General features: G+C 73.5%; 6 protein-coding genes and 1 pseudogene. 6 read left to right on the top strand and 1 reads right to left on the bottom strand.

Features of this window, described 5'->3' with window-relative positions:
- Nucleotides 1-115: 115 nt before the first annotated feature.
- Nucleotides 116-2356: an elongation factor G-like protein EF-G2 gene (locus tag ABZ721_RS40685; RefSeq protein WP_358793887.1), complete on the bottom strand. Its 2241-nt coding sequence runs from the start codon at nucleotides 2354-2356 to the stop codon at nucleotides 116-118.
- A gap of 279 nt (nucleotides 2357-2635) precedes the next feature.
- On the opposite strand from ABZ721_RS40685, the gene pgsA reads away from it, so the two are divergent.
- From pgsA to ABZ721_RS40655, 6 genes and pseudogenes are all read left to right on the top strand, one after another.
- Entirely contained in the window at nucleotides 2636-3307 is a 672-nt protein-coding gene (pgsA, locus tag ABZ721_RS40680) for a phosphatidylinositol phosphate synthase (RefSeq protein WP_358793886.1), read from the top strand.
- Nucleotides 3304-4218 carry a phosphatidylinositol mannoside acyltransferase gene (locus ABZ721_RS40675; RefSeq protein ID WP_358793885.1) on the top strand — a complete coding sequence of 305 codons (915 nt, stop codon included), beginning with the start codon at nucleotides 3304-3306 and terminating at the stop codon, nucleotides 4216-4218. Before pgsA ends, ABZ721_RS40675 begins: the two co-directional genes overlap by 4 nt.
- Complete coding sequence (locus ABZ721_RS40670; RefSeq protein WP_358793884.1) at nucleotides 4215-5420, top strand: glycosyltransferase family 4 protein; 1206 nt, start codon at nucleotides 4215-4217, stop codon at nucleotides 5418-5420. The genes ABZ721_RS40675 and ABZ721_RS40670 overlap by 4 nt, the downstream gene beginning before the upstream one ends.
- Before the next feature lie 22 nt (nucleotides 5421-5442).
- The gene (locus tag ABZ721_RS40665) at nucleotides 5443-6000 is read left to right on the top strand and encodes a hypothetical protein (RefSeq protein WP_358793883.1); all 558 of its coding nucleotides are present in this window, start codon (nucleotides 5443-5445) and stop codon (nucleotides 5998-6000) included.
- A gap of 82 nt (nucleotides 6001-6082) precedes the next feature.
- A complete protein-coding gene (gene pdxS / locus ABZ721_RS40660; RefSeq protein WP_358793882.1) occupies nucleotides 6083-6994 on the top strand; it encodes a pyridoxal 5'-phosphate synthase lyase subunit PdxS in 912 nt (303 codons plus the stop codon).
- 7 nt (nucleotides 6995-7001) lie between these two features.
- Nucleotides 7002-7215, top strand: a pseudogene (locus ABZ721_RS40655) (hypothetical protein); the annotation flags it as partial.

Here is a 7215-nt window from a genome sequence, read left to right as displayed (position 1 = left end):
GCCCCGGCCCAGGCCGGGGGGCGGGTGGAGGTATATGTGGCGAGCGCGGGCGACCGGGGGGGGCCGCTGGGCCCGGGGGGGCCCGCCCCCCCCCCCGACCGGCCTTCGTGCGGGGTTACTTGGGGCTCTCCGCCGCCTCCCTGAGCTTGGCCGCGAGCGGCGGGGGCATCGGCTCGTGGCGGGCGTACGCGCGGCTGAAGCGGCCGGTGCCGTGCGACAGCGACCGGAGGTCCACCGCGTACCGGCCGATCTCTATCTCCGGCACCTCGGCCCGGACCAGGGTGCGCCCCGGCCCGGCCGGTTCGGTGCCCAGCACCCGCCCGCGCCGCCCGGACAGGTCGCTCATCACGGGGCCGACGAAGTCGTCGGAGACCATCACCCCGACCTCGGCGACCGGCTCCAGCAGGTCGATCCTGGCGCCGGCGGCGGCCTCCCGCATGGCGAGCGCCCCGGCGGTCTGGAACGCGGCGTCGGAGGAGTCCACCGAGTGCGCCTTGCCGTCGACCAGGGTCACCCGGATGTCCACCACCGGGTGGCCGAGGGCTACGCCCCGGGCGGCCTGCGCGCGGACGCCCTTCTCCACCGACGGTATGAACTGGCGCGGTACCGCGCCGCCGATCACCTTGTCGACGAACTCGATGCCGGAGCCGGTCGGCAGCGGCTCGACCTGGATCTCGCAGATCGCGAACTGGCCGTGCCCGCCGGACTGCTTGACGTGCCGGCCGCGCGCGCTGACCTTCTCGCCGAACGTCTCGCGCAGCGACACCCGGTGCGGCACGGCGTCCACCTGGACCCCGTAGCGGCTGCGCAGCCGCTCCAGCGCCACGTCCACATGCGCCTCGCCCAGGCACCACAGGACGACCTGCCGGGTGTCGGGGTTCTGCTCCAGGCGCATCGTCGGGTCCTCGGCGACCAGCCGCGACAGGCCCTGCGAGAGCTTGTCCTCGTCGGCCTTGCTGTGCGCCTGGATGGCCACCGGCAGCAGCGGGTCGGGCATCACCCACGGCTCCATGAGCAGCGGCCGGTCCCGGGCCGAGAGCGTGTCGCCGGTCTCGGCGCGGGTCAGTTTGGCGACGCAGGCCAGGTCGCCCGCGACGCAGCTCGTCACGCCGCGCTGCTGCTTGCCGAACGGCGAGGAGAGCGCGCCCACCCGCTCGTCCACGTCGTGGTCCGCGTGCCCGCGGTCCTCCAGGCCGTGTCCCGACACGTGGACCGTCTCGTCCGGCCGCAGCGTCCCGGAGAAGACCCGCACCAGGCTGATCCGCCCCACGTACGGGTCGGAGGAGGTCTTCACCACCTCCGCGGCGAGCGGCCCGGCCGGGTCGCACGTCAGCGGCGGGCACGGGCCGCCCTGCGGGGTGCTCACCGGCGGCGCCTCGCGCTCCAGCGGGGTCGGGAAGCCGCCCGTGACCAGTTCCAGCAGCTCCAGGGTGCCGAGCCCCTCCCGGGCGCCCTCGGCCGCCGGGGCGGCGGCCAGCACCGGGTGGAACCTGCCCCGGGCGACCGCCCGCTCCAGGTCCTCGGTGAGGGTCTTGAGGTCCAGTTCCTCGCCGTCGAGGTAGCGGTCCATCAGGGTCTCGTCCTCGCTCTCGGCGATGATCCCCTCGATGAGCCGGTTGCGGGCCTGTTCGATCAGCGGCAACTCGTCGGGCTCCGGGTCCCGTTCGGTCCGCTCGCCCGTGGAGTAGTCGAAGACCCGCTGCGAGAGCAGGCCGATCAGGCCGGTCACCGGGGCGTGCCCGTCGGTGACCTGGGCGCCGCGCGCACCGTGCAGCGGCAGGTACAGCGGCAGCAGCGCGTCGGGGGAGTCGCCGCCGAGGACCCGCGCGCACAGCGCCGTCATCTCGTCGAAGTCGGAGCGGGCCGCCTCCAGGTGCGTGACCACCACCGCCCGCGGCATCCCGACGGCCGCGCACTCGTCCCACAGCAGCCGCGTCGCACCGCCCACGCCCGCCGCGTCCTGCGCGGCCGAGACGACGAAGAGGGCCGCGTCCGCCGCCCGCAGACCGGCCCTCAACTCCCCGACGAAGTCGGCGTATCCGGGAGTGTCCAACAAATTGATCTTGATGTCGCCCCAGTGGACCGGCACCAGGGACAGCTGCACCGACCGCTGCTGCCGCTGTTCGATCTCGTCGTGGTCGGAGATCGATCCGCCGTCCTCCACCCGCCCCGCCCGGTTCACCGCGCCGGTGGCCAGCGCCAGTGCCTCGACGAGGGTGGTCTTGCCCGCTCCGCTGTGGCCGACCAGCACCACATTGCGCACCTTCTCGGGCCGGCCGGCCGCCGGTGCCCTTCCGGCGGCTCCTGGATGTACGTCTCTCCTGTCGGCTGCTCCACCCACGGGTCTCGCCTCCATGTCCGTCTTTGCATGGGGGACCGCGCCCTCTTCGGGGGCACGAGCGCGCAGCGTCACGGGAGACCGCACCGGAGGTGCCCCGACGGGGTACAAAGGGAGGTTTTCCGGCGACGCCCGCGGTCCTTCGACCTTCCCACGGCGGTCACGGTGCGTCCATACGTCGTACGGCCCGGGGTCCCGGCGGGTGCCTCACGCATACGGACGACGCGGGCTGGCTACGATGGGCCGTCCAGTGGCCGACCGGGCCAGCCGACATCCACCGATCCATCCGGGAAGGCCATGCTGAACAAGTACGCGCGTGCATTCTTCACGCGTGTCCTCACGCCGTTCGCCTCGTTCCTGCTCCGCATCGGGGTCACCCCCGACGCGGTGACCCTCATCGGCACCGGGGGAGTGATGGCGGGTGCGCTGGTCTTCTACCCCCGGGGCGAGTTCTTCTGGGGCACCGTCGTCATCACCCTGTTCGTCTTCTCCGACCTCGTCGACGGGAACATGGCGCGGCAGTCCGGGGTCTCCAGCCGATGGGGCGCCTTCCTCGACTCCACCCTCGACCGGGTCGCCGACTCGGCCGTCTTCGGCGGGCTCGCGCTCTGGTACGCCGGGGGCGGCGACGACCTCGTGCTCTGCGCCGTGACGCTGTTCTGCCTCGCCAGCGGCCAGGTGGTGTCCTACACCAAGGCCCGCGGGGAGGCCATCGGCCTGCCGGTGAACGTCAACGGGCTGGTCGAGCGCGCCGAGCGGCTCGTGATCACCCTCGTCCTGTGCGGTCTGGCCGGGCTGCACAAGTTCGGCGTCCCCTACATCGAGTGGCTGCTGCCGATCGCCCTGTGGGTCGTCGCCGCGGGCAGCCTCGTGACGCTCATCCAGCGGGTCGTCACCGTGCGCCGCGAGGCGGCGGAGGCCGACGCGGCCGACGCCGTCGCCGGTGCGAACGGGGGCGGCGCCGCGTGAAGGACCGGCTGACCGACGGGCTGTACGGGCTGGGCTGGGGAGCGGTGAAGAAGCTCCCGGAACCGGCGGCGAACGCCCTCGGCCGGCGGATCGCCGACGCGGTCTGGCGGCGGCGCGGCAAGGGCGTGCTCCGGCTGGAGGCCAACCTGGCCCGTGTCGTGCCGGACGCGGACGACGCCCGGCTGCGCGAGCTGTCCCGGGCCGGGATGCGCTCCTACCTGCGGTACTGGATGGAGTCCTTCCGGATGCCCGCCTGGGACCGGGAACGCTTCCGCACCGATGTCCGCATCCAGGACGCGCACTTCCTCGAGGACGGGCTGGCGGCCGGCCGCGGCGTCGTCATCGCCCTGCCCCACATGGGCAACTACGACCTGGCCGGGGCCTGGGTGACCACCAAGATAGGGGTCCCCTTCACGACGGTCGCGGAGCGCCTGAAGCCCGAGACCCTCTACGACCGCTTCGTGGCCTACCGCGAGGGGCTCGGCATGGAGGTGCTGCCGCACACCGGCGGCGCCGCCTTCGGCACCCTCGCCCGCCGGCTGCGCGCCGGCGGCCTGATCTGCCTGGTCGCCGACCGGGACCTGTCCGCCTCGGGCATCGAGGTCAAGTTCTTCGGCGAGGCCACACGGATGCCCGCCGGGCCCGCGCTGCTCGCGCAGCAGACCGGCGCCCTGCTGCTGCCGGTGACCCTCTGGTACGACGGCCCGCTCATGCGCGGCCGGGTCCACCCGCCCGTCGACGTCCCGGAACTCGGGGACCGGACCGAGAAGGCCGCCGTCATGACGCAGGACCTGGCCGACGCCTTCGCCTCCGGGATCGCCGAGCACCCCGCCGACTGGCACATGCTCCAACGGCTGTGGCTCGCCGATCTCGAGGCGCGCCCGAACAGTTCCGGAACGGAGAAGCCTTGAGGATCGGGATCGTCTGCCCGTACTCCTGGGATGTCCCCGGAGGCGTCCAGTTCCACATCCGCGACCTCGCGGAGCATCTGATCAAGCTCGGCCACGAGGTCTCCGTGCTCGCGCCCGCCGACGACGAGACGCCGCTGCCGCCCTACGTCGTCTCCGCGGGCCGGGCCGTGCCCGTCCCGTACAACGGCTCGGTGGCCCGGCTCAACTTCGGCTTCCTGTCCGCCGCCCGGGTGCGCCGCTGGCTGCACGACGGCGGCTTCGACGTCATCCACATCCACGAGCCGACCTCGCCGTCCCTGGGCCTGCTGGCCTGCTGGGCGGCCCAGGGGCCGATCGTGGCGACCTTCCACACCTCCAACCCGCGATCCCGGGCCATGATCGCCGCCTATCCGATCCTGCAGCCCGCGCTGGAGAAGATCAGCGCGCGCATCGCGGTGAGCGAGTACGCCCGGCGCACCCTGGTGGAGCACCTCGGCGGCGACGCGGTGGTCATCCCCAACGGCGTGGACGTCGACTTCTTCGCCGGCGCCGAGGCGGAGCCGAAGTGGCAGACCGCGGGCGCGCCCGGCACCGCCGCGGACGGCGCCCGGCGGCCGGGCGGCACGATCGGGTTCATCGGCCGGATCGACGAGCCGCGCAAGGGCCTGCCCGCCCTCATGCGGGCCTTCCCGAAGATCCTCGCCGAACGCCCGGACACCCGGCTGCTGGTCGCCGGGAAGGGCGACGAGAAGGAGGCCGTCGAGGCCCTGCCGGAACACCTGCGCGGCCAGGTGGAGTTCCTCGGCATGGTCAGCGACCGGGACAAGGCCCGGCTGCTGCGCAGCGTCGACCTGTACGTGGCGCCCAACACCGGCGGCGAGAGCTTCGGCATCATCCTCGTCGAGGCGATGTCGGCGGGCGCCCCCGTGCTCGCCAGCGATCTGGACGCCTTCCGCCAGGTCCTGGACGGGGGAGCGGCGGGCGAGCTGTTCCCGGTCGAGGACGCCGACGCGCTGGCGGCCGACGCCGTGCGGCTGCTCGGCGATCCCAAGCGGCTGCAGGAGCTGCGGGAGCTGGGCAGCCGGCATGTGCGCCGCTTCGACTGGAGCACCGTCGGCGCCGACATCCTCGCCGTCTACGAGACGGTGACCGAGGGCGCCACCGCGGTCGCCGCCGACGAGCGGGTGGGCCTGCGGGCCCGCCTGGGACTGGCCCGGGACTGAACCACCCGGGGCGACGGTAGCCTTGCCGCCCGTGACCACCTTCATCTGGGTCGCGGTGGCTGTCGTCGCCATCGGCCTGTACCTGAGCTGGACCGCGGGCCGCCTTGACCGGCTGCACGCCCGTATCGACGCCGCCCGTGCCGCCCTGGACGCGCAGCTGCTGCGCCGCGCCTCGGTGGCCCAGGAGCTCGCGACGTCCGGGGTGCTGGACCCGGCGGCGTCCATCGTCCTCTACCAGTCCGCGCACGCCGCCCGGCAGAGCGAGGACGAGCACCGCGAGGTGGCCGAGAGCGAGCTGAGCCAGGCGCTGCGCGCGGTCTTCGCCGAGCCGGACGCCGTCGACGCGGTGCTGGCCGCGCCCGGCGGGGAGGCGACCGTCGGCGAGCTGACCCAGGCCGTCCGCCGGGTGCCGATGGCCCGGCGCTTCCACAACGACGCGGTCCGGGCCGCGCGGGCGGTGCGCCGGCACCGGGTGGTGCGCTGGTTCAAGCTGGCCGGCCACGCCCCCTTCCCGCTGGCCTTCGAGATGGACGACGAGCCACCGACGGCGTTCACGGCGGACGGCGCGGCAGGCCACTGACCCCGGATTGGCTCTTTTCCGGTCAGGTGGACCGGTTCACGATGGCTACGTCGCACCATTCGTCATCGAGTGAGGTCATACCGTGTCCACCACCCCCGCCACCGCCCAGAACCCCGAGACCGGCACCGCGCGCGTCAAGCGCGGGATGGCCGAGCAGCTCAAGGGCGGCGTGATCATGGACGTCGTCAACGCCGAGCAGGCGAAGATCGCCGAGGACGCCGGCGCCGTCGCGGTCATGGCCCTGGAGCGGGTGCCCGCCGACATCCGCAAGGACGGCGGCGTGGCCCGTATGTCCGACCCGGACATGATCGACGGCATCATCAACGCGGTCTCCATCCCCGTCATGGCGAAGTCCCGCATCGGCCACTTCGTCGAGGCCCAGGTCCTGCAGGCGCTCGGTGTCGACTACATCGACGAGTCCGAGGTCCTGACCCCGGCCGACGAGGTCAACCACAGCGACAAGTGGGCGTTCACCACCCCCTTCGTCTGCGGCGCCACCAACCTGGGCGAGGCCCTGCGCCGCATCGCCGAGGGCGCGGCCATGATCCGCTCCAAGGGCGAGGCCGGCACCGGCAACGTCGTCGAGGCCGTGCGCCACATGCGCCAGATCCGCACCGACATCCGCCGCCTCGGCACCCTGGACGAGACCGAGCTCTTCGTCGCCGCGAAGAACCTCCAGGCGCCGTACGAGCTGGTCAAGGAGGTCGCGGGCCTCGGCAAGCTGCCCGTCGTGCTCTTCAGCGCCGGCGGTGTGGCCACCCCGGCGGACGCCGCGCTGATGATGCAGCTCGGCGCCGAGGGCGTCTTCGTCGGCTCCGGCATCTTCAAGTCCGGCGACCCGGCGCAGCGCGCCGCCGCCATCGTGAAGGCCACCACCTTCTACGACGACCCCAAGGTCATCGCGGAGGTCTCGCGCGGCCTGGGCGAGGCCATGGTCGGCATCAACTGCGACACGCTCCCCGAGTCCGAGCGCTACGCCAACCGCGGCTGGTAACCGGACCGTGAGCGCCATACCCACCATCGGCGTGCTCGCCCTCCAGGGCGATGTGCGCGAACACCTCGCGGCGCTCACCGCCGCCGGGGGCGCCGCCCGGGCCCGGGGGCATCGGTGGGGCGCGCGCCACCTCGGCCCGGGCACCGCTAACCATCGGCCGGGGGTGCGGTGGCCGGCCCCCGCGACGGGCGACCGGTGGGGTGCGCGGTCGCAGGCGCTCT

It is taken from the genome of Streptomyces sp. NPDC006733 (genome assembly GCF_040636125.1).
Lineage (GTDB): Bacteria > Actinomycetota > Actinomycetes > Streptomycetales > Streptomycetaceae > Actinacidiphila.
Note: the sequence above shows the minus strand (reverse complement) of the source record. Positions and strands in the feature narration are given on the sequence as shown.